The organism is Exiguobacterium sp. U13-1, assembly GCF_001750115.1.
GTDB lineage: Bacteria > Bacillota > Bacilli > Exiguobacteriales > Exiguobacteriaceae > Exiguobacterium_A > Exiguobacterium_A acetylicum.
In genome coordinates this window covers 2,226,357-2,251,334 of sequence record NZ_CP015731.1, presented here as the reverse complement: position 1 = coordinate 2,251,334, position 24,978 = coordinate 2,226,357, and the positions used below count along the sequence as shown (strand labels likewise).

The 24,978-nt window shown below is 46.7% G+C and carries 29 protein-coding genes; 12 read left to right on the top strand and 17 right to left on the bottom strand.

Going from position 1 to position 24,978, the window contains the following annotated elements; all coding sequences use genetic code 11:
* Positions 1-42 precede the first annotated feature (42 nt).
* Genes mnhG through ESP131_RS11790 form a run of 7 tightly spaced genes read right to left on the bottom strand, consistent with a single transcriptional unit; the run spans position 43 to position 5,830 of the window.
* Positions 43-417, bottom strand: a complete 375-nt coding sequence (gene mnhG, locus ESP131_RS11820; protein ID WP_047395592.1) for a monovalent cation/H(+) antiporter subunit G — start codon at positions 415-417, stop codon at positions 43-45.
* Positions 401-637, bottom strand: a complete 237-nt coding sequence (locus ESP131_RS11815) for a Na(+)/H(+) antiporter subunit F1 (RefSeq protein WP_369792030.1) — start codon at positions 635-637, stop codon at positions 401-403. Before ESP131_RS11815 ends, mnhG begins: the two co-directional genes overlap by 17 nt.
* Positions 638-684: 47 nt before the next feature.
* On the bottom strand, positions 685-1,161 hold the full coding sequence (locus ESP131_RS11810; RefSeq protein WP_069940798.1) for a Na+/H+ antiporter subunit E: 477 nt from the start codon (positions 1,159-1,161) through the stop codon (positions 685-687).
* 3 nt (positions 1,162-1,164) lie between these two features.
* Positions 1,165-2,652: a Na+/H+ antiporter subunit D gene (locus tag ESP131_RS11805; protein WP_069940797.1), complete on the bottom strand. Its 1,488-nt coding sequence runs from the start codon at positions 2,650-2,652 to the stop codon at positions 1,165-1,167.
* Positions 2,645-2,986 (bottom strand): Na(+)/H(+) antiporter subunit C, encoded by a 342-nt coding sequence (locus ESP131_RS11800; protein ID WP_023468540.1) that lies wholly within the window; start codon positions 2,984-2,986, stop codon positions 2,645-2,647. The genes ESP131_RS11805 and ESP131_RS11800 overlap by 8 nt, the downstream gene beginning before the upstream one ends.
* Position 2,987: 1 nt before the next feature.
* On the bottom strand, positions 2,988-3,428 hold the full coding sequence (locus tag ESP131_RS11795) for a Na(+)/H(+) antiporter subunit B (RefSeq protein WP_023468539.1): 441 nt from the start codon (positions 3,426-3,428) through the stop codon (positions 2,988-2,990).
* Positions 3,425-5,830 (bottom strand): Na+/H+ antiporter subunit A, encoded by a 2,406-nt coding sequence (locus ESP131_RS11790; protein ID WP_035396993.1) that lies wholly within the window; start codon positions 5,828-5,830, stop codon positions 3,425-3,427. Before ESP131_RS11790 ends, ESP131_RS11795 begins: the two co-directional genes overlap by 4 nt.
* A gap of 357 nt (positions 5,831-6,187) precedes the next feature.
* Here ESP131_RS11790 and ESP131_RS11785 point away from each other — a divergent pair, with 357 nt between their 5' ends.
* The gene (locus tag ESP131_RS11785) at positions 6,188-6,439 is read left to right on the top strand and encodes a hypothetical protein (protein WP_029341919.1); all 252 of its coding nucleotides are present in this window, start codon (positions 6,188-6,190) and stop codon (positions 6,437-6,439) included.
* 40 nt (positions 6,440-6,479) lie between these two features.
* Here the strand turns inward: ESP131_RS11785 and ESP131_RS11780 are convergent, their stop codons facing one another.
* Together ESP131_RS11780 and ESP131_RS11775 are read right to left on the bottom strand one after the other, a co-directional pair.
* Positions 6,480-6,773 carry a hypothetical protein gene (locus ESP131_RS11780; RefSeq protein ID WP_023468536.1) on the bottom strand — a complete coding sequence of 98 codons (294 nt, stop codon included), beginning with the start codon at positions 6,771-6,773 and terminating at the stop codon, positions 6,480-6,482.
* A gap of 244 nt (positions 6,774-7,017) precedes the next feature.
* A complete protein-coding gene (locus tag ESP131_RS11775; RefSeq protein WP_023468535.1) occupies positions 7,018-7,731 on the bottom strand; it encodes a YebC/PmpR family DNA-binding transcriptional regulator in 714 nt (237 codons plus the stop codon).
* A 194-nt stretch (positions 7,732-7,925) separates the two neighbouring features.
* On the opposite strand from ESP131_RS11775, the gene ESP131_RS11770 reads away from it, so the two are divergent.
* Positions 7,926-9,698 carry a glycoside hydrolase family 13 protein gene (locus ESP131_RS11770; protein WP_069940796.1) on the top strand — a complete coding sequence of 591 codons (1,773 nt, stop codon included), beginning with the start codon at positions 7,926-7,928 and terminating at the stop codon, positions 9,696-9,698.
* Between the two features lie 51 nt (positions 9,699-9,749).
* On the opposite strand, the gene ESP131_RS11765 is transcribed toward ESP131_RS11770, so the two are convergent.
* The 6 genes from ESP131_RS11765 to ESP131_RS11740 all read right to left on the bottom strand — a co-directional run bounded on the left by ESP131_RS11765 (position 9,750) and on the right by ESP131_RS11740 (position 14,466).
* Positions 9,750-10,952, bottom strand: coding sequence for a DUF1015 domain-containing protein (locus ESP131_RS11765; protein ID WP_069940795.1), 1,203 nt, complete (start codon positions 10,950-10,952; stop codon positions 9,750-9,752).
* A gap of 14 nt (positions 10,953-10,966) precedes the next feature.
* Positions 10,967-12,124, bottom strand: coding sequence for a phosphoglycerate dehydrogenase (locus ESP131_RS11760; protein ID WP_069940794.1), 1,158 nt, complete (start codon positions 12,122-12,124; stop codon positions 10,967-10,969).
* On the bottom strand, positions 12,125-13,189 hold the full coding sequence (gene serC / locus ESP131_RS11755; protein WP_069940793.1) for a 3-phosphoserine/phosphohydroxythreonine transaminase: 1,065 nt from the start codon (positions 13,187-13,189) through the stop codon (positions 12,125-12,127).
* Between the two features lie 124 nt (positions 13,190-13,313).
* Positions 13,314-13,679, bottom strand: coding sequence for a nuclear transport factor 2 family protein (locus tag ESP131_RS11750; protein WP_047394207.1), 366 nt, complete (start codon positions 13,677-13,679; stop codon positions 13,314-13,316).
* Between the two features lie 82 nt (positions 13,680-13,761).
* On the bottom strand, positions 13,762-13,962 hold the full coding sequence (locus ESP131_RS11745) for a cold-shock protein (RefSeq protein WP_023468529.1): 201 nt from the start codon (positions 13,960-13,962) through the stop codon (positions 13,762-13,764).
* A gap of 243 nt (positions 13,963-14,205) precedes the next feature.
* Complete coding sequence (locus tag ESP131_RS11740) at positions 14,206-14,466, bottom strand: hypothetical protein (protein WP_029341914.1); 261 nt, start codon at positions 14,464-14,466, stop codon at positions 14,206-14,208.
* A gap of 143 nt (positions 14,467-14,609) precedes the next feature.
* Between ESP131_RS11740 and ESP131_RS11735 the strand changes: the two genes are divergently transcribed.
* The 7 genes from ESP131_RS11735 (at position 14,610) to ESP131_RS16550 (ending at position 20,600) form a co-directional block, all read left to right on the top strand.
* Entirely contained in the window at positions 14,610-15,167 is a 558-nt protein-coding gene (locus tag ESP131_RS11735) for a GNAT family N-acetyltransferase (RefSeq protein WP_029341913.1), read from the top strand.
* The gene (locus tag ESP131_RS11730; protein ID WP_051656280.1) at positions 15,154-15,660 is read left to right on the top strand and encodes an NUDIX domain-containing protein; all 507 of its coding nucleotides are present in this window, start codon (positions 15,154-15,156) and stop codon (positions 15,658-15,660) included. Before ESP131_RS11735 ends, ESP131_RS11730 begins: the two co-directional genes overlap by 14 nt.
* 160 nt (positions 15,661-15,820) lie before the next feature.
* The gene (gene guaC / locus ESP131_RS11725; RefSeq protein WP_029341911.1) at positions 15,821-16,804 is read left to right on the top strand and encodes a GMP reductase; all 984 of its coding nucleotides are present in this window, start codon (positions 15,821-15,823) and stop codon (positions 16,802-16,804) included.
* Positions 16,805-16,927: 123 nt separating this feature from the next.
* Entirely contained in the window at positions 16,928-18,208 is a 1,281-nt protein-coding gene (egtB, locus tag ESP131_RS11720) for an ergothioneine biosynthesis protein EgtB (protein ID WP_069940792.1), read from the top strand.
* The gene (egtD, locus tag ESP131_RS11715; protein WP_029341909.1) at positions 18,208-19,164 is read left to right on the top strand and encodes an L-histidine N(alpha)-methyltransferase; all 957 of its coding nucleotides are present in this window, start codon (positions 18,208-18,210) and stop codon (positions 19,162-19,164) included. The genes egtB and egtD overlap by 1 nt, the downstream gene beginning before the upstream one ends.
* Positions 19,165-19,251: 87 nt before the next feature.
* A complete protein-coding gene (locus ESP131_RS17075; protein ID WP_069940791.1) occupies positions 19,252-19,761 on the top strand; it encodes a helix-turn-helix domain-containing protein in 510 nt (169 codons plus the stop codon).
* Positions 19,704-20,600, top strand: a complete 897-nt coding sequence (locus ESP131_RS16550; RefSeq protein ID WP_425323777.1) for an IS3 family transposase — start codon at positions 19,704-19,706, stop codon at positions 20,598-20,600. The genes ESP131_RS17075 and ESP131_RS16550 overlap by 58 nt, the downstream gene beginning before the upstream one ends.
* Positions 20,601-20,673: 73 nt before the next feature.
* Here ESP131_RS16550 and ESP131_RS11700 read toward each other — a convergent pair whose 3' ends face one another.
* Together ESP131_RS11700 and ESP131_RS11695 are read right to left on the bottom strand one after the other, a co-directional pair.
* Positions 20,674-20,997: a hypothetical protein gene (locus tag ESP131_RS11700; protein WP_047394863.1), complete on the bottom strand. Its 324-nt coding sequence runs from the start codon at positions 20,995-20,997 to the stop codon at positions 20,674-20,676.
* A 42-nt stretch (positions 20,998-21,039) separates the two neighbouring features.
* On the bottom strand, positions 21,040-22,158 hold the full coding sequence (locus ESP131_RS11695; protein WP_069940790.1) for an NAD(P)/FAD-dependent oxidoreductase: 1,119 nt from the start codon (positions 22,156-22,158) through the stop codon (positions 21,040-21,042).
* Positions 22,159-22,442: 284 nt separating this feature from the next.
* Between ESP131_RS11695 and ESP131_RS11690 the strand changes: the two genes are divergently transcribed.
* The 3 genes from ESP131_RS11690 to ESP131_RS11680 all read left to right on the top strand — a co-directional run bounded on the left by ESP131_RS11690 (position 22,443) and on the right by ESP131_RS11680 (position 24,958).
* A complete protein-coding gene (locus tag ESP131_RS11690; protein ID WP_047394858.1) occupies positions 22,443-22,991 on the top strand; it encodes a hypothetical protein in 549 nt (182 codons plus the stop codon).
* Between the two features lie 95 nt (positions 22,992-23,086).
* Positions 23,087-24,037, top strand: a complete 951-nt coding sequence (gene corA / locus ESP131_RS11685) for a magnesium/cobalt transporter CorA (RefSeq protein WP_069940789.1) — start codon at positions 23,087-23,089, stop codon at positions 24,035-24,037.
* Between the two features lie 12 nt (positions 24,038-24,049).
* Entirely contained in the window at positions 24,050-24,958 is a 909-nt protein-coding gene (locus ESP131_RS11680) for a LysR family transcriptional regulator (RefSeq protein WP_069940788.1), read from the top strand.
* The last annotated feature ends 20 nt before the right edge of the window (positions 24,959-24,978 follow it).

Below are 24,978 nucleotides of genomic sequence, written 5' to 3'. Positions count from 1 at the left end.
TCGCTTCCGTGAATGGAAGCGAGGGTTTTGTCATAGCGATACTTATACATCATCTTGGCGTTTCTTTGGTTCCACATGTTCTTTGTTCTGAGACAAGTCGTCACGAACAGACGATTTCCATAACGGCACATTGCTGTAATATGCAGCACGAGCGATCAGATGTCCTCCAATCGGTGCTGTAATGAGCACGAACAGGATGCCGAGAACGACACGAGAGGAGAAGAATCCATCTTCAGTGACGAAATAGATGATGACGCCGATTAAAATCGACATGACACCTAATGTCGCGCTTTTAGATGCAGCGTGAGCACGCGTATAGACATCCGGTAAGCGGATCAGACCAAGCGCGGTGACGAGACTAAATCCCATACCGAGCAAGGCGAAGACCGCGACGATCAATTCATTGATTGCGATCACGTTCGATGATCTCTCCTTTCTCGATATATTTTGAAAAGGCAACCGTACCGATGAAGGCGAGTATACCAATCAACAGGATGACTTCGAGGTAGTCGCTCGTCCGTAAGATGATCGAGACAAGGCCAACGATTGAAATCAAGCTGATACCAATCGAATCAAGAGCAATGACACGATCCGCCACACTTGGTCCTTTGATGACCCGGTAAAACAGACCGAGCATCGAGAGAAAGACACCCCCGAGTGCGATATAGATTAAAATATCGAACATTACCGACTCACCTCCAGAATGGCTTTCTCAAAACTATCACGAATCGAAGCGACTGCTTCATCGACCTCTGGCATGTGGAGCGCGTGAATATAGAGTGTCTTATTATCATCTGAGATATCGACGACAAGTGTTCCTGGTGTCAATGTGATCAGCATCGACAGCAACGTGATTTGCCATGGTTGATCGAGTTCGGTCTCATAGGCAAAGATACCAGGCTGAATATCTAACCTCGGCTTTAAGATGATCTTCAAGACATCGATGTTCGCGACGACAAGCTCGTAGAGAAAGCGGAAGAACAATAGGACGAGTGCGACGACAGGTCCGAGATAAAAGCGACCTTTGAAGCCGCGACGGAAAGCGAACATCGCAATCAGCCCCAGCGCGTAACCAATGACAAAACCGGAGGCCGAGAAATTGTTTGAGAGGAACATCCACAAGAATGCAAGAAATAAGTTGAGCAAGACTTGAAATGCCATGAATTAACGACCTCCTTTTAGTACGGCATCGATATAGAGCGTTGGATTCGTCAACGGTTCAACGGCTTGTTGAATCAGTGGACGCATCGCCTCAGCACCTACTCCATAGAGAACGCTGAGCGCAACTAAGGCAATCGTAGGAACGAGCAGCTTTGGAACAAGCGCTTGTTTATCACCAGAGTAAGTCTTTGGTGTTCCCCAAAAGGCACGCATGAACAATTGAACGACGGAATACAAGACCAGTAGACTTGATAGTAAGACGATGATTGGTCCAATCAACTCACCGGCTTCAATACCACCACGAACAATCAGGAATTTCCCAATGAACCCGCTGAGCGGTGGAATCCCGGCAAGTGATAACGCCGCAATAAAGAACGTCCAACCAAGTACAGGGTAGGTTTTGATCATTCCCCCCATATCCTTCAGTTTACTCGAACCAGCAATTCCGACCATAATCCCAACAAGTAGGAATAGAGCAGCTTTAATCAACATATCATGAAGAAGATAGAAAATCGCACCTTCTAGTGCTTGCGGTGTCATGAGGGAAACCCCGTACAAGATGACCCCGACTGCGACAATGATGTTGTAGATGATGATTTGCTTCGCATCTCGTGTCGCGAGCGCACCAATCACCCCGATGACGATCGTACTGAGAGCAAGGATACTTAAGATTTGATGAATCGTTCCAATCTCATTTGAGAAGAACAAACTATACGTCCGTAAAATCCCGTAGACCCCGACCTTCGTCAGCAAGGCACCGAACAGAGCAAGAACAGGCGTCGGCGGTACTTGATAAGAACCAGGTAACCAGAAGTAGAGCGGGAAGATCGCACCTTTTAATCCGAAGACGATCAGGAATAACAAGGCGATGACGTTGAGGATTGCCGGCTGTCCGACCTCTGAAATCTTTTGACTGATATCCGCCATGCTGAGCGATCCAATGATCCCGTACAAGAAGGCAACCGTCATGACGAATAATGCGGACGAGATGACGTTGATCAAGAGATACTTCAGCGATTCTCGTAATTGTGCCGGTTTCCCGCCAAGAACGATCAAGACATAAGACGAAATCAGGAAGACTTCGAAGAAGACGAACATGTTAAAGATATCACCTGTCGTAAAGGCACCATTGACACCAACGAGCAAGAATTGGACGGCAATGAAATAGTAGTATCGTTGATAGGAAACGCTCAAGTAGACAATGGCATACCAGATGATACAAAGAACAAGAATGCTTGTCGTCGTGACGAGTAAAGCGGATAGCATGTCAGAGACGAGTGTGATACCAAAAGGTGCTGGCCAGCTACCGAGTGTGACTGTTAAGATTCCGTTAGACCGGACAGTCAGCACAAGATAGATGGAGGCACAGACAGTTAAAATCGTCGAAAAGAGGGAAACGATTCGTTGTCCTTTGAGGTGTCGTGGGAAAAACATCAAGATGACACCCGTCAACAAAGGGATGATGATTGGTAGTAGCGGTAAGTTAATCATTCGAATCGGTTCCTTTCATCTCTTCGATATTATCGGTTCCGAGTTCTTGATAGGCACGATAAGCGAGTACCAAGAAAAAGGCAGTGACACCAAAGCTGATGACGATGGCGGTCAAGACGAGTGCTTGCGGTAGTGGATCCGTATAGGAAGTCACGCCGTCCTTTAAGACCGGAGCCGCGCCTCGTTTTAATCCACCCATCGTCATGACGAGTAGATGGGCAGCGTGGCTGAGCAACCCTGTTCCGATGATAATGCGAAGAATACTTTTCGAAAGAATGAGATAAATGGCACACATCGTCAGGATGCCTGCGGCGATCGCCATGATGATTTCCATATTAATCACTCTCCCCAATCGTTTGAATAATCGTCATCGTCACACCGACGACAACAAGATAAACACCAAGATCAAACAACATCGCCGTATGAAGTGATGTCTTACCGAATAACGGTAGGTTGAAATAGTCATGTGCATGTGTGAAGAACGGGACGTTAAAGACAAGCGCTCCTGAAGCCGTCAGTACGGCAATCAACATGCCAAGAGCCGTGATCCATTTGTAGTCGAATGGCAAAATCCGGCGTAACGTCTTGATGTCGTAAGCAAGTAAGATCAAGACAAGAGCAGACGCCGTCACAAGACCACCAATGAAACCGCCACCTGGCGTATAGTGTCCAGCAAAGAACAAGTAGACAGCAAACAGGAAGATGATGAACGTGATAAAGGAAGTCGCGGACTCTAAGATGACGTCATTCGTATGCTTTTTTGTCTGCTTTTTCATTTATCCATCCCTCCTGTTCGTCTGAATTTAATCATCGTGTAAATTCCGATTCCGGCAAGTGCGAGAACGGCAATCTCAAACAACGTATCGAAGCCACGGAAGTCGACGAGAATGACGTTGACCATATTACCGCCAGCGGCAAGATCAGCGACATTATCGATGTAATATTTGGCGATTGAAGTAAACGATCGTTGGCTGAGAGAAGCAAGTGCGACGAGTGTCACCGTCAGTCCGACGAGTGCCGAAATCAAGGCGTTGCCGAGCTTGAACGGAATGCGCTCTTCTTTCCGGCTGATTTCCGGTAAACGATAGAAAACGAGCAGGAACAGAGCGACCGATACGGTCTCGATGACGAGTTGCGTCAAGGCAAGGTCTGGCGCTCGGAACAAGACGAAGAACAGAGCGACCGTATAACCTGTCACACCGAGCAAGATGATCGATGTCAGTCGTGAACGCGCAAAGGTGATCGAGAGGGCACTCGAAACGAGAACGAGTGCAAGGATGATCTCATACGCGTCAATCGAGCTGATTGGATCAACCGCGAAGCGGAAGGCATCAAACCCGTATAATGCCGTCAAGATCAAGATGACGATGAATCCGAAGATGTAGACGAGATACGACCGCATGTATCCGGTCATGACCGTATCATGGATCTTTGTCGATGTCTGTTCACCACGACGTAACAAGGCGTCATATTGATGATTCAAGGAGACGGCACGTGGCATCCGGTTGTAAAGCGATTGCCAACGTGGGAGTGTTTTATACAAGATTACGCCAGCACTGATGATCACGAGTGTCAGGAATAATTCAGTATTGAATCCATGCCACATTGAAATATGCACATCAATCTTGCCACCCGCATCAACGACTTGCGGTAAGATCGCTTCGACTGCCGGTCGAATCAACGTATCCGATAATATATTCGGGAAGAGTCCGATGATGACGACGAGCGAGACGAGGACGAGAGGTGGAATCAACATGCCAATCGGTGCCTCGTGTGGTGTTTTCGGTAACTTGTCGTCTTGACGCTTACCGAAGAACGTTCTGCGGACGATCAAGATGCTATAGACGAATGTAAAGATACTTCCGACGACGGCGAGTACAGGAATAATCCAACCGTAAGACGGTAAGTGGAACAAGTCAGATCCTGAAACTTCAAGTACACCTGTCAAGAACATCTCTTTACTTAAGAAACCATTGAATGGTGGAATCCCCGCCATCGAAAGGGTCCCGATCATCGCAATCGTCATCGAAATCGGCATGAGTTGCGCAAGACCACCGAGCTTCCGAATGTCGCGAGTACCAGTCTCGTGATCGACGATTCCCGCCATCATGAAGAGACTGCCTTTAAACGTCGCGTGGTTGATCAGGTGGAAGATCGCAGCGACTGTCGCAATCGTATATAATCCGTCATCTAACGCGTCGACGTGCAAGGCGGCTGCTCCGAGTCCGAGCAAGGACATGATCAATCCAAGCTGAGAAATCGTCGAGTAAGCAAGGATTCCTTTCAAATCATGTTGTTTCACCGCATTGAGTGAACCCCAGAATAAGGTGAATATTCCGACAGATGAGACGAGATAGAACCAGAGCGACTCATCCGCAAAAATCGGACTGAAACGAGCGACAAGATACAACCCTGCCTTGACCATCGTTGCCGAGTGCAAGTAGGCGCTGACAGGGGTCGGTGCTTCCATCGCATCCGGTAACCAGATGTGGAACGGAAATTGAGCCGATTTCGTGAAGGCAGCTAGCAAGAATAAAACGAGGGCGACCGAAAAGAAGGGTTCACCTTGAATCGATTCAAGCGACGCATAGGTCTCACGAATACTTAACGATCCACTGAGTGTTGAGAGAATCGCGATTCCCCCAAGCATCGCTAGTCCACCGAAGACGGTGATCAGCATCGATTTTTGAGCGCCGTAACGAGAACGTTCCCGCTCGTACCAATAGGCGATCAATAAGAACGACGAAATCGACGTTAATTCCCAGAACAGATAGAGGACGATCATGTTATCTGACAGCACGACGCCAAGCATGGCGGTCATGAACATCAACAGATAAACATAAAATGTTCCGAGTGATTCTTTTTTCGCATCTAAATAAAAAATCGAATAAAGAACGACGAGTGAGCCGATTCCTGTGATCAATAGTGCGAACAATAAGCCGAGTCCGTCGAGATACGTGACGAAATCGATACCGAGCGATGGTATCCACGGCATGCGTGCCGTAAAGGTCTCACCTGACATCGTACCAGCGAGAAAGCGGCTGAAATACGAAACGAGCAGTACAGGTACGACAAGTACAAACCAACCGGTATGAATGTTCGGAAGGCGTTTCGCTAGAAGCGGAATGAAAAGACTGATCAATATGGGCAGTAAAATAGCCCCGTGCATCACGGACACGAAATTCCCTCCTTTGTGACATCGACGACCAAAAATGAAAAAGGGACGCGAACGCAAGCTGTTGAAGCTCGGAACTGTCCAGTAGAAGACACGATTCATTTTGTTCGTCGAAGATGTTTCTGAATCAAGTATAGCGTACTTTTTTCCTTCTTGCATGACGTGAAGCGTTGAAGCATAAGGGATAGAGCCATTTTCTCTCTTGATTATTAAATATGTAGGAACACGGCAGAAATAGGCTGAAATTTTTTTTGATTTTTTTCAAATAACACGTTGATCCATGAGAAGAATGATTCAAATTCAAGTAACTCGGGTACATCTACCTAGAGCACAACTAATGACCATAGAGGGGGAACTTTCATGCGAGCAACATTCAAGACAGGTGTCATTTTAGGTGGTCTAGCGGCGATTGCGACAATCGCCTATCAACAATACCAACAACGAAAATCGACTTCAGATGATATTGACCATCGTCCAAGTGTCGACGCGAAACGCGATCCGGCTGAAGTCGGACTGACACAACTGGATTCCATTCATCGGGCAGATTGGCAAGCGAATGGATTCCCACAAACACACGCAGAACTCGAGCGCCTCGAGCGAGAAGAAAATTAAAAAAGCACGTCTCTCGAATGAGAGGCGTGTTTTATGGTCATTAAGCACTTGTTGTGACTAGGGCACGTGTCCGTTCACTGTGTGCAGTATAAGAAGAGAGATGTTCGAATTGATAAAGCGTTAAGGTCGCTGTGCGACGTTGACCGGTACTCGATTCAAGCATTAAATAAGCTTCATTGAAGTCCGTACCACCACCATCATAGCGGATGTGTGCCGTAATCGTTCGTCCATCTGTTGTCTGCATATAAATATCGTAACCTCCGAAATCAACGCGCTTAAAGCTAGTTGCCTCGCTTACGATGTGTTTGAATGTTTCAATTAAAGAATATGTCATCGTTCGTTCCTCCTTTTATTTCTTCAAAGCAAAATAAGTTATAATCAACTCCGAATATTACTATTCCCATTAAATACAAGAAATAAACATCACAAATGAATCTTTTTTTGTTCTTGTTATGAAACGCGTTTCATACTTTATGATAAAAACAGACGGTGCGTGACCGATTTCGGGCGTTAACCGATACAGAAACTATAATTAAAAAGACAAGGGGATGGTCGTGACCATCCCCTTGTCTTTTTAATTATAGTTCTACGTTATGGTAGACCTGTTGCACATCCTCAAGATCTTCCAGTGCATCGATCATTTTCTCGAATTGTGCGACGTCGTCTTCAGACAACGCGACTTCGTTTTGGGCGAGCATGACCAGTTCGGCAAGTGAGAACTCAGTAATGCCTGCAGCTTTCAACGCTTCTTGTACAGCATGGAATTGTTCCGGCTCAGCGTAGATGATGACAGATTCGTCTTCTTCGAGGATATCGCGCACATCAATATCCGCTTCCATCATCAATTCGAGAACGTCATCTGCAGTTTTACCTTCAAACGCAAAGATTGCCGTCGCATCGAACATATAAGCGACGGATCCGCTCACGCCCATGTTTCCGCCATTTTTTCCGAATGCAGCACGAACGTCAGAAGCCGTCCGGTTAACGTTGTTCGTCAACGTTTCGACGATGACCATTGAACCGCTTGGACCGAATCCTTCATAACGCAAGACGTCGTAGTTTTCTTCCGCTCCACCTTTTGCTTTTTCAATCGCCCGATCGACGATGGCACGTGGCACGTTGTATGTTTTCGCTCGTTCGAGAACGACCTTTAATGCTTGGTTTGATTCTGGATCGGGTTCACCTTGTTTAGCCGCTACATAAATCTCACGACCGAACTTTGCGTAAATCCGACTCGTATTTTTGTCTTTTGATGCTTTTTTTTCCTTGATGTTATTCCATTTACGACCCATTTCGTATCCACTCTCTTTCCGTAATGTCAGAAATCCGTGATTTCCTATGCGTTATCAGTATACCTTAAACTACCTGACAGACTGAACTAAAATGTCGGTGGAACCGTTGAATTTCTATTAAATACGTTTAAGCGATGTGGAAGAAAGGAACTTTACTGATAGAGAAATATCAATTTAAGGGAGAGTGGCAGAATTTGAACCAGGCTGGGGTAGTTCATCGCGCATTATCACCGTTCGTTTATGCTTACGATCAAGAGACGGTCCATGTCCGACTCATGACGGCTAAAGACGATATTGAAAAAGTTGAATTGATATATGGTGATCCGTACGAATGGGAAGCGGAAAAAGAAGAAGACCGAGATTGGAATTTTGATCCGGAGAAAGAAAAATCATGGAAAGTAGAGCGGACGCCGATGCAACACAATGGAAGTGATGCAACGTATGACTATTGGTTCGTTGCAATCCGTCCAGAACGGAAGCGGGTACGATATGGGTTTGAGGTTCATGGCGATACGACAGCCGTTTTAACCGAGCGTGGCTGGTATGACGAAGCGCCACTCGATCATCCGGGCTATTATTTTTCTGTGCCATATGTTCATGCAACGGATGTCTTTGATACACCGGAGTGGGTGAAGGATACGGTCTGGTATCAAATTTTCCCGGAACGATTCGCGAATGGTGACCCGGCGAATGATCCAGCGGGAACGAAGGAGTGGGGAAGTGAAGCACCTGCTTTTCAGAATTTCTTTGGTGGAGATTTTCAAGGGGTCATCGATCACGTCGATCATTTACAACGTCTTGGCGTCACGGGTGTCTACTTCTGCCCAGTCTTTGAGGCACCATCGAATCATAAATACGATACGCTTGATTATCTGAAGCTTGATCCTGCATTTGGTGACGAGAAAACGTTCCGCAAGATGATCGATGTGCTACATGAGAACGGTATCCGCGTATTACTCGATGCCGTCTTCAACCATATTAGTGAAGAGCACCCCGCCTTTCAGGATGTCTTAGAAAAGGGGAAAGATTCAAAATACGCCAATTGGTTTACGATTGGTTCCTTCCCAGTCGATCCATCGATTCCGAACTATGAAGTGTTTGCCTTTGAACGAAACATGCCGAAGTTAAATACTGCCCATCCGGACGTCAAAGACTATTTGCTTCACGTCGGACGTTACTGGGTCGAGGAATTCGGAATCGACGGCTGGCGTCTGGATGTCGCAAGTGAAGTCGATCATGCATTTTGGCGTGAGTTTCGCAAGGAAGTCCGGGCTGCGAACGGAACATGTTATATCGTCGGTGAGTGCTGGACGGATTCGCAACCATGGCTCCTCGGCGATCAATTTGATGCCGTCATGAATTATGGTTTGACCGAGAGCTTTTTGACTTGTTTTGCGACGGGCGAGACGCGCGTTCGTGATTTCTCACATGCAGTCAGCCGGAATTTGAACTGGCATTCCCAAAATGTCAACGAGGTCATGTTCAATTTGATTGACTCGCATGACACGCCGCGTGCTCTAACGCGTGCGAAAGGGAATATCGATCGAATGAAATTGCTGTTCACTACACTGTTGACATTTCCAGGTTCACCCGTCATCTATTATGGTGATGAGATTGGAATGAAGGGTGGGCAAGATCCGGCCAACCGTGCGTGTATGGAATGGGACGAGACGAAGCAGAACCTTGAGTTGTTCGATCACGTTGCGCAGTTGATCGCCCTTCGAAAACAGCATCCGGTTTTAGCAAATGCCGGAACGTATCATTTCCAAAGGATCGATGATACAAGACAGACATTTATTGTCGAGCGACGTCAGGGCGAACAGGTTTACTTGCTCGTCGTCAACGTCAGTGAAGAGGTACAATCTCTTTCGCTTGAAGGAACGTATGAAAGTCTGTTAGATGGAACGACGTTATCGGGAACTATTCAAGTAGAAGCTGTGTCAGCTCTTCTTTTGCGACACGTATAAGAAAAAGCAAGTCGTGGATATCGTATCCGCGACTTGCTTTTTTAGTGTGCATTACGAATCAAACGGATGGATCAGTAAACCGCTCCGAAGTTTCGGTTCGAACCAAGTCGATTTCGGTGGCATCACTTCTCCGGCATCAGCCACAGCCATTAAATCTTTGATCGAAGTCGGATGCAAGTGAAAAGCAACAGCGGCATGACCAGAGTCCACGATCTGCTCAAGACCAGCATATCCCTTATGACCACCGACGAACTGGATCCGTGCGTCCGTCCGTGGATCTTCGATACCGAGTAACGGTGTCAACAACTCTTCTTGTAAAATCGAGACGTCGAGATTCGCTTTCGTCCCGATTCGTTCAGATTTGTACGAAAGGGTATACCATTGCCGGTTGAGATACATCTCAATTTGGTGAGACTTCGTTTGTTCAGCGCGTCCTTTTGTAATCGTAAAGCGATGGGCTAATCGCTCGAGGAAGTCAACGACCGATTGACCGTATAAATCTTCGACGACACGGTGGTAGCCAAGGATTCGTAATTGATCTTGCGGGAAGGAAACACCAAGAAAACGTTGGGCTTCCTCCTGGTCCGTCCGACTGGCAGCGATGGCGGCCGCCGCCGCACGATGATGACCATCAGCGATATAGAGAGCATCGTGACGGGCGAACTGGCTTCCGATCGTCAACAGGTGATTACGATCGGCGATTTTAAAAATTCGGTGCGTCACTCCATCGACGGTGAAATCATATAGAGGGTCGCCGGCAGTGACCGTTGTGACGATTGCTTCGAGTTGTGGATCGGTCTGATGCGCCAGTAAAATCGGTCCCGTATGAGCTTGTAACTGTTCGACGTGTCGGACACGGTCGCGCTCCTTATCTGGACGTGTGAATTCATGTTTACGAATTTGATTCGTCTCATAATCGCTGACGGCAACACATCCGACGAAACCAGATTGTGTATGTGTCCCATCTGACAATTGATAGATGTAATATGTCTCGTCCGGATCGAGTCGCAAGATGCCGTTTGTTTGACTCTCTTCGAAGGCAAGCGCTGCTTGCTGATAAACGCGTGGATCATCTTCAGCGATCAATGACGGAAGGGTGGCTTCTGCTTTATCGATCCGCAAAAAAGACAGCGGATGACGTCGAATCTCAGAACGTGCTTCTTCGCGCGAATAAACATCATACGGTAGGGCGGCAAATTCTGCCGCATATTTTGAGTCCGGTCGTAACGCCGCAAAAAGTTCGAAAGTTGGCATGGAGTTCACTCCTTTTAAAGTAGACGTGTTTTCAAGACGCCAGGAATCTGTTTCAGTCGGTCGAGCGAGATTGATTCGTCCGCATGGTTATCGATATCGATGATCGTATAGGCAATTGCATCTTTACTACCATTGATCATATTCGCGATATTGATCGACTCTTGTGCTAAGACCGAAGCGATTTGACCGACCATGTTCGGAATGTTATGGTGCGCAATCGTAATCCGTCGTTTTCCAGTGAACGGTAACTCGACGGCTGGGAAATTGACAGCATTGCGGATGTTTCCTGTCTCAAGGAACAGACGCAGTTGATCGACCGCCATGATGGCACAGTTTTCTTCCGCTTCACTCGTCGATGCCCCGATATGTGGTAAAGCAATGACACGGGGGAGGGATAAGATGAAGGCGTTCGGGAAATCCGTCACATAGTTCGCCAGGCGACCCGACCGGAGCACGTCGGCTAACGCCTCTTCATCGACGAGTTCACCACGCGAGAAGTTGAGCAGGGTCGCACCGTGTTTCATCTTCGAGAAGAGTGACGCATCGAGTAAACCCGTCGTCGCATCAACGAGCGGGAGATGCAACGTGATGTAGTCACTTGTCGCGAGGAGATCCTCAAGCTGTGTTGCCCGCTGAATCTGATTCGAGACGCGCCAAGCTGACTCGACGGACATGTGTGGATCATAGCCTGTGACGCTCATGCCAAGCTCGTGAAGGGTGTTGGCTAAGTTTGCCCCGATCGCTCCAAGTCCGACGATCCCGATTCGTTTCCCGAGTAACTCCGTTCCGACGAATTGTTTTTTGTTCGCTTCGATCCGCTCTGGAATATCTGGTCCGCGTAAGTTATTCGTCCAAAGCAGACTCGGGACGAGCTTTCGCGCCGTCAGGAATAAACTACCGATGACGAGTTCCTTGACGGCATTCGCATTAGCACCTGGCGTCGAAAAGACGGGAATCCCGCGGTTCGCGAGTTGATTAAGTGGAATTGTATTGACACCGACACCGGCTCGGGCGACGGCTTTGAGACTATCTGGAAAGCGCATGTCATGCAAATCCTTGCTGCGGACGAGAAAAGCATCCGGTTGTTCCGTTTCCCGTTGGACGTGATAGTCGTCTGTGAATCGTTTTAATCCTTTATCCGATAAATCATTCCATAGTTGGACTTGATACATTTAACGTTCCCCCTGTTCAAAACGGTGCATGATATGAATCAGTGCCGTAACCCCTTCGGTCGGCATCGCATTGTAAAGACTCGCGCGCATTCCACCAATCGAACGGTGACCGGCAAGGTTGATTAGATCGTGACTTGCAGCAAAGTTCAAGAAAGCAGCATCCTCCGACTCACTACCGGTCGAGAATGGAATGTTCATCCGGCTTCGATCCTTGACGCCTACATGGTTATGAAATAGATGGGATTGATCAATTGCTTCATATAACATGCGTGCTTGTGAGACGTTTCGTGCCGCGATCGTCTCGAGTCCCGTCTCTTCAATCCATTCGAGTACTAATTTCGTCATATAAAGACTGAACGTCGGTGGCGTGTTATACAGAGACCGCTGTTTGGCATGGATGTCATACCGTAAGTAGGCACCAATCGTGTCAGGAACACGATCTAGCAACGCGTTCTTCACGATGACGACCGTCAAACCAGCGACGCCAAGGTTTTTTTGAGCACCAGCATACAACATATCGAATGACTCGATTGGCAATGGTTCAGACAAAATCGAAGAAGAGACATCAGCGACGAGTGGCACATCGACGAGAGGCGGTGTCTGATACGTCGTCCCTTCGAGCGTATTGTTCCAAGTGATATGCAGATAGTCGGCCGTTGATGTGAACGGACCTTCTGGGATGAAGCGATATCCGTGATCAGCGGAAGAGGCGAGCACATTGACAGAGGTGTACAGTTTGGCATCTGCAATCGCCTTCGTCGACCAGCCACCGGTATCGATGAAATCAACCCGTCCGGTCTTCGTCGCTAGATTTTGCGGTAACATCGTGAACTGAAGTGTAGCTCCCCCTTGAAGAAACAATACGGAGTACGTATCGGGAATCGACATCAGTCTCCGTAAGGATTGTTCAGCCGCATCTCGAATCGATTCAAAGATTGGCGAACGATGACTCATTTCAAAAACGGATTGTCCTGAATTTTCATAATCGAGTAGCTCGGATTGAGCCTTCAATAGGACCGGGGCAGGAAGGACTGCTGGACCGGCAGAGAAGTTATAAACCGTCATGAGGAACACTCCTTCTTGAATTTTCAGAAAATATGTACCCCTCAAGTGTAACGGAATGAAAAATGAGAAGCAATTCCAACTGACGATGAATGGAAAATGAAAACAAAAACATCCCTTGAATCCGTTACGACGGATCAAGAGATGTCAATTGACCAAAGTGCCATTTCCAACCATCTGACGTAGCACGATAGATGGACACGATCCGGAAACGACCAACGTATTGAGTTGTTCCGTATTCAAATCGGTCTTCTGTCAAACTATACTGGATTGCCGTATCTTCGAAATGATCAATGTATGAAAAATCATCAGTTCGGGATAACCAGCGGATGTTTGCAGGATCCACGTAATGATCGAGGTAGGTCTCGGCATCAAATGACCGCCCTAATGCATCGATGAACGTAAATTCGGGAGATAATAGATGCGAGACTTGTGTTAGGTCGCCTTTTAACATAGCATCTTGAAGGTGTTGCATCGTTTGTTCAAGTGTCATATTACATCTCCTTTCTTCCTGAATCGCTAGTGTAGCATATATAAACAAAAAAAGACCCTGCGTGAGCAGGGTCTAAAGGAAATTAAAGTTTTACAACGTTAGTTGCTTGTGGTCCACGTTGACCTTCTTCAACTTCGAAAGAAACCTCTTGACCTTCGTCAAGTGATTTGAAACCTTCAGATTGGATTGCTGAGAAGTGTACGAATACGTCGTCTCCGCTTTCGCGCTCGATGAAGCCGAATCCTTTTTCTGCGTTAAACCATTTTACTTTACCTTGTTCCATGTGTATTGCCTCCTGCGTGTGACTGGCACACTGATTATTACTACCGTGATCAATTTCATCGAATATAAAGTGAAACACTTCGTATCTCCACCGAACAACAATAATTACTTAATAATATAGCATGCCTCAAACAAAAAAGAAAGGACAAAACAAAAAAAGAACAAACGAAGCTGTTCTTCTCTGAATAAATCATGCAATTAAAGGGTTCATTCTACTCATGTCGAAAGAATATAACTGATTCTTTCAGCGAGTCGGGATATGTTCTCTTTTGCTACTGAGTTGTCGTAATGTATGCAGAATGAATCCTTGAAAGTTCGGATAACGTGTCGGTTGCTCCCAAACAGTGCGGAATAACTGAGTCATCGCGGAATGAATGAGTGCTTCCTCGACTTGCGTGCGACGGAATAGAAGAAAGAGTGTTTTTTCGTAACGATCGTATAATCGTTCTAACGCGACGGAATCGCGTTGTTTGATTTGATTGAGCAAATCAGTGTCTGAATACATAAGTCACTCCTTCTTCGACAGTTTTCTCTATAGTATGCTGTCACAGTAATGTAATGAAACTATTATGTAGATTCCCGCTGGATGAATTATGAAACACTCAAACTTCTTGAACTAAAGATATTGATGGAAGAGGAGGAATAATTATGTTACCTGTTTACATTCGTCCTTATACATTAGAGGATGCAGCGGAGGTCCTTGAGGTGAATTTGCGAAACCGTGATCACTTTGAGTACTGGATGCCAATCAAACCGTCTCCTGAACAATACACGATCGAAGGACAACGAGAACGAATTTACCGCCACCAAGAGTTGATGCGCCAAGATGCTTATTATGCGTATGGCGTCTTTTTAAATGAGACAGACCAATTGATTGGGGATGTCTCGGCGATGTTCGTTCAGCGTGGACCAGCCGAGACATGCATGATCGGTTATCAACTGGATGCCACCTTTTCTGGTCGAGGATATATGGCTCAAGCAGTCGGATTATTCGTAGATCATTTATTTGATGTCCACCAGTTCCACCGGATCCGTGCTGAAGTCATGCCAGAGAATATCGGCTCGATCCGTGTCCTTGAGAAAGTTGGGTTTCGCCAAGAAGGAATCGCGAAACAAAATCTCTTCATCAACGATGCCTGGGAAGACTTTATTTTGTTTGCTCTATTAAAAGAAGACCGAGAGGAGTCAAAACATGCCAATCTCTGATTACTATGCTAATCTGCGCCAACTTGTCGGAACGCAACGTCTTTTTACACCATGCGTCGCAGCGATCATTCGAAACGAAGCAGGTCATATCCTCTTTCAGGATCCAGGAGGTCCGTTTTGGAGTTTGCCTGCTGGAGCGATCGAACTGGGAGAATCTCCTGCGCAAGCAGTCATTCGTGAAGTCTATGAAGAAACGGGTCTATTCGTCCGACCGGTCCGACTGATTGCGACATTCGGTGGAGAGGCGTTTCGTTTGACGTACCCGGACGGAAACGAAGTTGAATACGTAGCGACAGTATTCGAGTGTAAGGTAGTCGGGGGAACGCTCGAAGCCGTCGATGGGGAATCCAAACAACTGGCATATTTCCCAAAACAGGAGCGTCCACCTCTAGCACTTCCTTATCCTGATCATGTGTTTGAAGCATCCGAAGCGACGAGCTATTTTGACTGGGAAGAGCACTGGTTGACAGATTTACAACGGAAGAACCGTTAAAAACCGAACATTAAATTGCTGATAGCGGAATAAAGTTCTTGAAAAACCTTAAAAACGCGAAAATTTCTTTGACACTATGAGGACAGTTCGTTATAGTAGTCAAGGGGCGAATGATTATCGCCAATATATTTAAAAATATTCGTAATTAGAGGTGTTATTCATGGATGTAGTATTCGATTATGAAGATATTCAATTAATTCCAGCAAAATCAATCGTTGGTAGTCGTTCGGAATGTGATACGTCAGTCGAGTTCGGTGGTCGTCGTTTCAAGCTTCCAGTCGTACCGGCAAACATGCAAACGATCATTGATGAATCGATCGCTTTGTTCTTAGCGGAAGGCGATTATTTCTATATCATGCATCGATTCGAACCGGCTCGTCGTTTGGCATTCGTTCGTATGATGCAAGAACGCCAACTGTTCGCTTCAATTAGCGTCGGTGTCAAGGAAGAGGAATATCAGCTGATCGAACAGCTCGCAGCAGAAGGGCTGACTCCGGAATACATCACGATTGATATCGCGCACGGTCATTCGGAAGCCGTCATTCAGATGATTCGCCACATCAAGTCGCTTCTACCAGAAAGTTTCGTCATCGCTGGTAACGTCGGAACACCGGAAGCGGTGCGTGAACTTGAGAATGCGGGAGCCGATGCAACAAAAGTCGGGATCGGACCAGGTAAAGTGTGTATCACGAAGATTAAGACAGGATTCGGTACAGGTGGTTGGCAACTCGCGGCACTTCGTTGGTGTGCAAAAGCAGCAAGTAAACCGATTATTGCTGATGGTGGGATTCGGACGCATGGCGATATCGCGAAGTCAGTCCGGTTCGGTGCGTCGATGGTCATGATCGGTTCACTCTTCGCAGGGCATGAAGAATCGCCTGGTGAGACACATGAAGTGGACGGAGTGCTCGTCAAGGAATACTTCGGTTCTGCTTCTGAGTTCCAAAAAGGGGAACGCAAGAACGTCGAAGGAAAGAAAATGTTCGTCGAGCATAAAGGAAGTCTAGCGGATACTTTAATCGAGATGGAGCAAGATTTACAATCGGCAATCTCGTACGCTGGTGGGAACAAATTGCAGGCGATTCGGACGGTCGACTACGTTGTCGTCAAGAACTCGATCTTCAACGGCGATAAAGTATATTAAAGTGATCAGTTCGCTCTTAACGGAGCGGACTTTTTTTGTTTCTTTAGCATAACTCTTCCATAGGAGGGGTATACATCAAATGGACCAAAAGATTCGGAATATTTTGGATAGGGAGTGATTGACATGCTATTTAAAACGACATCTTACTTAATTGAAAAATTTTCCACTGTTCGTAATCAAACAATCGCCTTGATCGAACCACTCGAAGCGGAGGATTTCGTCATCCAGGCAAGTTCCGACGTGAGTCCACCGAAATGGCATATCGCCCATACGACCTGGTTTTTTGAACGAATGATACTACAGGAATATAGTGAAGACTATCGCGTCTTCCATCCGGAGTACAATTATCTATTCAACTCGTACTATAACTCGATCGGTCCTTACCAACCTCGTCAACAACGAGGAATGCTGTCACGTCCGACCGTCGAAGACATCATTGCTTACCGGTCATATGTCGATGGACAAATGATCGAGTTCTTGAAGGAAGATCGAACTCCAGAAGACCAACGAAAAATCGAAGCATTAGTCGAGATGGGATTACAACACGAACAACAACATCAGGAATTGATCTTGATGGACGTGAAGAATAACTTTTTTACGAATCCGTTGTTACCTGCCTATCAGTCAAAGTCGCGGGCAACAGATGTGCCTGAAAATGCAGTCAAGGAAACATCTTTTATCCAATTCGAGGAAGGACTCGTCGAGATCGGTCATACAGGAGACGGTTTTGCGTTTGACAACGAGAGTCCACGTCATAAAACGTGGCTGTATCCGTTTAAACTCGCGACGCGTCCTGTCACGAATGGAGAGTATTTGGCGTTCATTGAAGCAGAGGGCTATGAAAAATCAGAATACTGGTTGTCCGACGGCTTTTCGACGGTTCAAAAAGAAGGCTGGAAAGCACCGTTATATTGGATGAAGGATGAAGCAGGGGAGTGGACGATCTTTACGATGAATGGTGTCGAACCACTTCGTCTCGATGAACCGGTCTGTCACGTCAGTTTTTATGAGGCGGATGCTTATAGTCGTTATATAGGGAAACGGTTGCCGACAGAAGCAGAGTGGGAATGGGCTTCTCGCCAAGTCGATTCTGTCACGAAGCGTAATATGATGGGAAGCGGGACCTTCCATCCGGTAGCCGTTGAAGAGTCAGAGACAACGCTTGCGAGCATGTTCGGAAACGTTTGGGAATGGACGTCGAGCGCTTATAGTTCATACCCAGGCAGTAAACCGCTCGAAGGAGCACTTGGAGAATACAACGCGAAGTTCATGTGTAATCAAATGGTACTGCGTGGAGGAGCGTGCGTGACGCCTGACGATCATATTCGCGAAACATACCGCAACTTCTTCCCGCCTGATAAACGTTGGTTATTTGGCGGCTTCCGATTGGCAGGTGACATGTGATGCGGGAAACAGTAATAGGTTACGATTTATATACGCCGCAACAAAACATGCGTTTAGAAGTCATCGAAGGTCTGTTGCAAGAACAAAAGGTCTTACCGGCAAAATATTTTTATGATCACATCGGATCCCAGCTGTTCGAACAGATTACGCAACAACCGGAATATTATCCGACACGAACAGAACTCGCCATCTTGGAGCAACATCGAGCGGAAATCGCACGAAGTATCGGGGATGTGCATACACTGATTGAATATGGAAGTGGAAGCAGTCGTAAAATCCAAATGTTACTGGAGACATTTACACATTTAGACACGTATATGCCCATCGATATTTCAAAAGATTTCTTAATGGAATCTGCACGCCAATTGTCGGAACGGTATCCTGCGCTGCATATTAAAGCGGTCTGTGGGGATTACTCACAATCGATTTCTTTACCGGTCGAGGAGTCTCAAAAACGAGTCATTTTTTTCCCGGGATCGACGATCGGAAACTTTGAACCTGAGGAAGCGATGCGCTTCTTACGTCATTCCTCACGAATTCTTGAAACAGGAGATGGATTCTTGATCGGGGTCGATTTGAAAAAGTCTGTTGACGTTCTTGAACGAGCTTATAATGATGCAGCCGGCGTCACAGCAGCATTCAATTTGAATATGTTGACGCATTTGAATCAGATGCTTGAGGGAACATTTGATGTGACGCGATTCGAACATCATGCTTTTTATAATGAGGAAAAAGGACGAATCGAAATGCATCTTCGGAGTCAACTCGATCAACTCGTACAAGTTGGAGATGTGACGGTTCCGTTTAAACAAGGAGAAACGATTCATACGGAAAACTCCTATAAATACAGTAAAGAAGAGTTTGAGACACTTGCCCTTAAAAGTGGTTTTCATCCGGTCAATTGCTGGATCGATGACGATGAACGATTTAGCGTACATTATTTAGAAAAAATGTAATGGCATATCTAAAAACACTCCCGCTTGAATGATGAACTGCCCCATAAAAGTTGGACATAAAAATCCAACTTTTATGGGGTGTTTTTTATGGTCAAATATACAAAGGCGTTTAAAGTCCAAGTCGCTGAGCGTTATCTGACAGGACGAGACGGATACCGAGGTGTAGCGATAGAATTCGGGATAGCACGTGAACTGATCCGCGAGTGGTCGCGTCTCTATGAGCGTTGGGGGGAAACGATCTTCGATCCTTCCTATACAAGCCACTCGCTGGCATTTAAACTGGAGGTATTAAACGACATGGTGACCAACAGGCTGTCCAATATAGAGGCGACCGTAAAGTACCGAATTTCTTCCCCAGGGACGATCTCGAGATGGCGATCGACGTATGAACGGGAAGGGACCGCAGGTCTGGTCGCCAGACCGAAAGGACGTGCCCCGATGGCGAGACGCAAGAAGAAGGAATTTGAAGAGATGACAGAAGTCGAGAAGCTCAAAGAGCGGATCGAGTATCTCGAGATGGAGAACGCTGCGTTAAAAAAATTGAAAGCCTTGGTTCAAGAAGAGAATGCGCGACGAACCGGATCAAGGCACAAGTAATCGACGAATTGCGGTCAGTCTATCCCGTTCCGGGACTCCTTCGCGTGCTCGGTATGGCACGAAGCGTCTATTACTATTGGCGGACGCGCCTGACGGGCGAGGACAAGTATGCGGAGGTGAAGATAGCTATCCATACTCTCTTCCACGAACACGAGGGACGATGTGGCTATCGTCGCATCCACGCACTTCTCGAACGCCAAGGCTTCCGGCACGATCCGAAGACCGTACGCCGTCTCATGAATGAGCTCGGTCTAAAATGTCTTGTCCGTATGAAGCGATACCGCTCCTATAAAGGACGGGTCGGAAAGGTCGCACCGAATCTTCTCCAACGTGACTTCAAGGCCACCGGCCTGAACCAGAAATGGGTGACTGACGTCACTGAGTTTCACCTGTTCGGGGAGAAACTCTACCTCTCACCGATGATGGACTTGGGAAATCGTGAGATCATTGCTTATACCCTATCGGACCGCCCTACCTATCAATTCGTTGGTGAAATGTTGGATCAGGCAATCGGGAAGCTCGACGGGAAAGCCCGACCGATTCTGCATTCCGACCAAGGGTGGCATTATCAATATCGAGCGTTCGTCGGTACGCTTCACGAGCACGGCATTACGCAAAGCATGTCCCGTAAGGGCAACTGCCTCGACAACGCAGCCATCGAAAGCTTCTTCGCTGTGCTCAAGTCAGAGCTCCTGTATCTCAAGGAGTTCGATGACATGGACCACTTCAAAAGTGAGCTCGAGCGTTACATCGAGTACTATAATCATCGTCGTATCAAGAGACGACTAAAAAACCTGAGCCCGGTGGAATACCGGACTCAGGTCCTCAAGGTCGCCTGACAAATTATTTATTGTCTAACTTTTTTGGTTCAGTTCAAAGCGACACAGGGAGTGTTTTTCTAAATGATCTGCCTTATTCGACACGTGCGCCTTCCGGAATCGGATGTTCCGGTACGACAAGAATCGGCATCCATTGTTCTGAGCGACCAATCTCAAGCACCCGACCGGACTCTTCAGGCGTACGTCCAGGTATGTTCAGGACGGCAATCGCTTGTTTTCCAAGCAATTCATGGACATCGGGTCGCAGTGATTCCCAGTCGAGTGAAAATGAACGTGTAAATCCGTCGAATTGTAGTTCAAGCTGAATCAAGCCGTCTGTGCGATTTGAAATCGACTGGATCGTACCAACGCGTATATCTAAAGCATCGAATAATTCAAGAGGAACGTTAGGTTTCATGGACAATGGTGTACTTCCTTTCAAAATGAAGCATAGAGTGGGTCAGGAGTCGAGAGCGACGTAGGTCGGCTCATAAGTCGTCCATTCGATATCAGGCGTTTGATGACGTGCAAGCTTCGCTAATTGGCTACCGAGATAAGGTCCGATCGTTAGACCGGATGCACCGAGTCCATTCGCTAGGAACACGTTCGGATGATTTTGAAGCGGTCCGATCACCGGTAGGGAGTTTTTCGTATACGGGCGTAAGCCGATACGCAGTTCATCGATCGTCGTTTCTTCTAAACTTGGTAAGACAGGTAAGGCGCGATTCAATAAAGCATGCATCCCCTTGACGGTCGGTTTCAAGTCATAGTCGGTCTGCTTTTCGTGTGTCGAACCGACGATCAGTTTCTTTTCGTGGATTGAGACCAGATATAATCCGCGTTGTCCCATGATGACCGGCCACGTCGTTGATGTAGAATCCGTCAAGTCGAGTTGTAGGATTTGTCCCTTCTCCGGATGCAAATCAATTTTAAGCGCAAGCGGGCGGAGAAGATCATTCAACCAGACACCTGCCGTTAAAATGAATTGTTCTGCCGTATACTCCTCACGCCCCACTTTGATTCCCGTGACGCTCCCGTCCTCTACGATCAGAGAAGCGTCTCCTTCGATCACGGTGGCTCCATGTTCGACAGCACCACGGATCATAGCGGCACATAAGGCACGTCCATCAACACGGGCACCGCCAGAGACGAACAACGCATCTTCAATTTGTTCGACGAGCGGAAAGAGCGTTTTGACACGATCTTGATCGAGTCGCTCGAGTCGCTCGATGGCAGGAGCTTCCGGAAAACGATTATGTGCAATCGTCTCCATCTTATCGATTTTTGACGTTTCGTGTAAGGCGATTGTTCCAACTTGCTGATAACCCGTACTCGTCTCACCGAGTGCTTCGAGTTCAGGAATCAATGTCTTGTAAAAATGAGCCCCGTTATTCGCTAATTTGTACCATGCCTTATTTCGCCGTTGTGTCATCCATGGACAGATGATACCGGCTGCCGCATGAGAAGCGCGACCTGGTTCCTTTCGGTCGACGAGTAAGACGCGTTCACCAGCCTTTGATAAATGATAAGCTGTCGAGGCACCGAGAATTCCGGCGCCGATGATGATATGGGTGTACATGAAAGATTCAACTCGATTCTGTTCAATTGGAATATCTTTAATTGTAGCAGTAGAAGATCAGGACGACTAGCAAGAGCGGGTTTCCAATCTGTAGCACATCGAATGATGGGAAATGATGGGGAAAGTGAACCATTTAGTGAATCATGACGTATACTAAATATACAGTTTCTAAAAACTGTGAATTAGACGATTAGAAACAGCTGAATTCGGAAACATACCCTTATAGGCATCATGTCCTGTCATCATCGACTTTGAAACGGTCCATCATGAAGGAGGGGAAGGCAATGAATATGAGTCAAGCCATCGTACGCAGACGCTACACGGATCATACTTTATTTTATTCCGCCATCCTAATCTGGAAATTGCTATTCTTCCTGCCACTGCTCATGTTCGTCAACAGCGGCACGGACCATGTGTTTCAAATGTACTTCGTACCGTACCTCACGGTCATCTTCCTATTTCGTGTGATGACCTACTTTGCGACCTATAAAGCATCTTTCATGGAGATGACGGAAATGGGTCTCTCGTTATCCTTGCTGATCGCAGATGTATATTTGATTGCGTTGTTCGATATTCCACTTCCGTTTGCTTTAATTATCCTTGCGCTCGCCTTACTCCACTTCTGTGCGGCATTCAGTCGCTTTCGTTGGTTCCGCCGTCGTCTTTGGTTGAATCGACATCTTGAAATCCTCAATTATTTGACGGATCACGGTGAAGTCCCGATTAAAATTGCCGTCATGGCAGAAGATGAGATGCTTGTGACGACGAAGAGTGGAAAAGAGTTTACGTATCGTCAGGTCTATTGGAGCGGCTTTTATATTGAACATGGTTGATTGCTATATAAAACGGATTTCTCTTCGGAGGAGTCCTTTTTTTGTTGCATACGAAAAAATATAGTACGCTTACATAATCAAAGGGGGAGAAAAAGTTGATTCGTTGTATACTGATCGATGCGAATGACACGATCATTTTGACCGCTGATGTAGGTCGGACACAGGAGTCAGGTATCAAACGTTATTTCGTTGATTTCGATCAACCGACAGATGCAGAGAAGCAAAAATTGATTGAGGTTTTTGATTTCCATCCACTTGCGGTTGAAGATTGTTTCCATTACTTACAACGCCCGAAGCTTGAATATTATACAGAACATAGCTTTTTTGTCCTTCATGCGCTCGATGAAGGAACGTTGACGAGTCGCGAAATTAATTTGTTCGCAAGTGATCGGCATCTCGTCAGCTACCATGAGCAATCTTCGCGAGAAATTGATATCGTGTTTGAACAGTGTACACAACGCCTTGACAAACAAGAGACGGTCGACCTCGTCCATAAAATCATGGACAAAATCGTCGATGGTTATTTTCCGATCGTTCATGCGACGGAAGATGAGTTGTTTGCGCTTGAGGAACGTTACCGGACGCGTGGAAACGATCGTCGGTTGATGGAAGAAATTTTCGAACTACGGGCGCGGTTACTTCGAATCTCGCGGACGGTCATGCCGATGCGGGACTTATTGTACCGTGTCGTCGAATCGAAGCGCTTATCGATTCATCCGAAGAAACAGGCATTTTTTCGCGATTTGTACGATCACTTACTGAAGTTATCGGAAATGATTGAATACAATCGATTGATGACATCTGAATTTCGGGACAATTTCATTTCCCTCAACTCGTACCGGATGAATAGTATCATGAAGACATTGACAATCTTCACGACGATTTTCATGCCGTTGACGTTCATTGCTGGTATATACGGCATGAACTTCGAACATATGCCAGAACTGACCACTCGTTACGGTTATTTCGTGACGTTAGGGGCAATGGCGCTCCTTGCTTTAGGAATGATTCTGTTCTTTAAAAAAAATCGCTGGTTTGATGAATAAGGGGAGATAGAAGTGGATATTCGACAGTTACTTTTTTTTACGACGATCGTCGAGCAAGGCTATAACTTAACGCGTGCTTCGAAGCACTTGTCGATTTCGCAACCAGCGCTTAGTCAGATGATTCGCGACTTCGAACAGCTAGAGCAAGTGGAACTATTCATTCGAAAGCACGGACGGTTGACAGGATTATCGGAAACGGGACGTCAATTATATGAAGATGCGAAGATCGTTCTGACACGTCATCAAGCATTGATGGGTCATCTGCGCGAACGCTCGAACGTCGTCCGAGGGAAAGTCCGTCTTGGCATCCCACCCGTTATCCTCCCTGTCTTATTTTCACAGTTGATTCCGAAGTTCATGGCGGAACACCCTGGGATTGAACTCGAAATCATTGAGGAGGGGGCGTTTGAACTCAAACGTCGACTGTTACTTGAAGAACTCGACTTGGCCATCTTGATCGAACCAGGTGAATCCTATGGCATCGAACGTTTTCGATTGATTGAAGACGAGGTCGTCGTCGCCGTGCGTCCGAATCATCCATTTCAATCAAAAGAAGCCCTAACATATCGTGATATCGGAAATGAACCACTCGTCATCTTAAATGATCGATTCATGTTGCACCATCAGATACTATCGGAGTTTCGTAAGGTGCAACAAGAACCGAATATCTTCTTCATGTCAGGGGCATGGGACTTATTGATCGGGATGGTCCAAGAACTTGACGTCATCTCGATCCTACCGGAACCAATCCTACGGTTTCATCATGCGGATGACATTAAAATCATCCCGTTCGACCCACCAATGTTATGGGATGTCTCGTTGAACCGACTCGTTGGGACGGAATTACGTCCTGTCGTCCGGCACGTTCATCAATACATCGTCCACTATTTTCAGTCGTATTGGCCGACGCCTGCGCGGTGAAGAAAAAAGACCGGGACGCA

What these genes read in the sequence shown, in the direction of transcription:
- ESP131_RS11760 (WP_069940794.1), bottom strand. Translation starts at nt 12,124, where the DNA reads ATGTATCAAGTCCAACTATGGAATGATTTATCGGATAAAGGATTAAAA.
- ESP131_RS11800 (WP_023468540.1), bottom strand. Translation starts at nt 2,986, where the DNA reads ATGGAAATCATCATGGCGATCGCCGCAGGCATCCTGACGATGTGTGCC.
- serC (WP_069940793.1), bottom strand. Translation starts at nt 13,189, where the DNA reads ATGACGGTTTATAACTTCTCTGCCGGTCCAGCAGTCCTTCCTGCCCCG.
- ESP131_RS11765 (WP_069940795.1), bottom strand. Translation starts at nt 10,952, where the DNA reads ATGCCAACTTTCGAACTTTTTGCGGCGTTACGACCGGACTCAAAATAT.
- ESP131_RS11735 (WP_029341913.1), top strand. Translation starts at nt 14,610, where the DNA reads ATGTTACCTGTTTACATTCGTCCTTATACATTAGAGGATGCAGCGGAG.
- ESP131_RS11690 (WP_047394858.1), top strand. Translation starts at nt 22,443, where the DNA reads ATGAATATGAGTCAAGCCATCGTACGCAGACGCTACACGGATCATACT.
- ESP131_RS11815 (WP_369792030.1), bottom strand. Translation starts at nt 637, where the DNA reads ATGCTCGGTCTGTTTTACCGGGTCATCAAAGGACCAAGTGTGGCGGAT.
- egtB (WP_069940792.1), top strand. Translation starts at nt 16,928, where the DNA reads ATGCTATTTAAAACGACATCTTACTTAATTGAAAAATTTTCCACTGTT.
- ESP131_RS11700 (WP_047394863.1), bottom strand. Translation starts at nt 20,997, where the DNA reads ATGAAACCTAACGTTCCTCTTGAATTATTCGATGCTTTAGATATACGC.
- ESP131_RS11730 (WP_051656280.1), top strand. Translation starts at nt 15,154, where the DNA reads ATGCCAATCTCTGATTACTATGCTAATCTGCGCCAACTTGTCGGAACG.
- ESP131_RS11795 (WP_023468539.1), bottom strand. Translation starts at nt 3,428, where the DNA reads ATGAAAAAGCAGACAAAAAAGCATACGAATGACGTCATCTTAGAGTCC.
- ESP131_RS11780 (WP_023468536.1), bottom strand. Translation starts at nt 6,773, where the DNA reads ATGACATATTCTTTAATTGAAACATTCAAACACATCGTAAGCGAGGCA.
- ESP131_RS11810 (WP_069940798.1), bottom strand. Translation starts at nt 1,161, where the DNA reads ATGGCATTTCAAGTCTTGCTCAACTTATTTCTTGCATTCTTGTGGATG.
- egtD (WP_029341909.1), top strand. Translation starts at nt 18,208, where the DNA reads ATGCGGGAAACAGTAATAGGTTACGATTTATATACGCCGCAACAAAAC.
- ESP131_RS11740 (WP_029341914.1), bottom strand. Translation starts at nt 14,466, where the DNA reads ATGTATTCAGACACTGATTTGCTCAATCAAATCAAACAACGCGATTCC.
- guaC (WP_029341911.1), top strand. Translation starts at nt 15,821, where the DNA reads ATGGATGTAGTATTCGATTATGAAGATATTCAATTAATTCCAGCAAAA.
- ESP131_RS11745 (WP_023468529.1), bottom strand. Translation starts at nt 13,962, where the DNA reads ATGGAACAAGGTAAAGTAAAATGGTTTAACGCAGAAAAAGGATTCGGC.
- ESP131_RS11805 (WP_069940797.1), bottom strand. Translation starts at nt 2,652, where the DNA reads ATGATTAACTTACCGCTACTACCAATCATCATCCCTTTGTTGACGGGT.
- ESP131_RS17075 (WP_069940791.1), top strand. Translation starts at nt 19,252, where the DNA reads ATGGTCAAATATACAAAGGCGTTTAAAGTCCAAGTCGCTGAGCGTTAT.
- ESP131_RS11775 (WP_023468535.1), bottom strand. Translation starts at nt 7,731, where the DNA reads ATGGGTCGTAAATGGAATAACATCAAGGAAAAAAAAGCATCAAAAGAC.
- ESP131_RS11750 (WP_047394207.1), bottom strand. Translation starts at nt 13,679, where the DNA reads ATGACACTTGAACAAACGATGCAACACCTTCAAGATGCTATGTTAAAA.
- ESP131_RS11785 (WP_029341919.1), top strand. Translation starts at nt 6,188, where the DNA reads ATGCGAGCAACATTCAAGACAGGTGTCATTTTAGGTGGTCTAGCGGCG.
- ESP131_RS11695 (WP_069940790.1), bottom strand. Translation starts at nt 22,158, where the DNA reads ATGTACACCCATATCATCATCGGCGCCGGAATTCTCGGTGCCTCGACA.